Genomic DNA, 898 nt, shown 5'->3' with positions numbered 1-898 from the left:
CCCCCTATGGCAGGATAGTTGTCACTCCTAAAATTTAACCAATTGGGGCGGTCAGGTGTAAGTGTGCCTCGTTATAGTGAAGAACGTAAACAGCAGATTCTGAACAAATTACTGCCACCATCGAACTTAACAGTGGTTGAAGTTGCTCAGCAAGAGGGTGTCAGCGAACAAACCTTGTATAATTGGCGAAACAAAGCCAAGCAAGAAGGTCGCCCCGTGCCCGGAAATAAACCAACCTCTGAACATTGGTCAGCAGAAGCTAAATTTGCCACCGTACTCGAAACTGCCAGTTTAAATGAAGCCGAATTGAGTGAATATTGTAGAAAGAAAGGTCTCTACGTTGAGCAGGTAAAAGCCTGGAAATCCGATGCGCTGCGTGGTTTTCAAAACTCCAAAGAACACGAGCAAGAAGCAAAACGTCAGCGCCAGAGCGACAAAAAAGAGATTAAACAACTCAAGCGAGAACTGCGCGAGAAAGAAAAAGCGCTGGCTGAAACTGCTGCCTTATTGGTGCTGAGAAAAAAGCTCAACGCGCTCTGGGAAAGCGACAGCGAGGACGACTGACCTCGCTCTCACAGCGCACACAGTATGTGTCGTGGATACGCGAAGCGAATAACTCCGGAGCCAGATTGGACAGAGCGTGTGAAGAAGTTGGCATTACTTTGCGGACCTATCGGCGCTGGTATCGTGACGGTCAAGTCACCTCGGACAGGCGGCTTGATGCCATTCGACCAGCACCGTCAAATAAGCTCAGCTCCGGGGAAGTAGACACTATCCTGGCAGTTTGCAATTTGTCGGAATTCGCCAGTTTACCGCCATCACAAATTGTCCCGGCGTTATTAGATAAAGGCGAATATTATGCTTCAGAGTCAACATTTTACAGAGTACTCAAGGCAAA

General features: G+C 48.0%; 1 pseudogene. It reads left to right on the top strand.

Annotated elements, in window-relative coordinates:
• Nucleotides 1-63: 63 nt before the first annotated feature.
• A pseudogene (locus TW77_RS25895) lies at nt 64-898 on the top strand (transposase); the annotation flags it as partial.

The organism is Pseudoalteromonas rubra (assembly GCF_000967655.1).
Classification (GTDB): Bacteria; Pseudomonadota; Gammaproteobacteria; order Enterobacterales; family Alteromonadaceae; genus Pseudoalteromonas; species Pseudoalteromonas rubra_A.
This window is presented reverse-complemented; position numbering and strand designations above follow the sequence as displayed.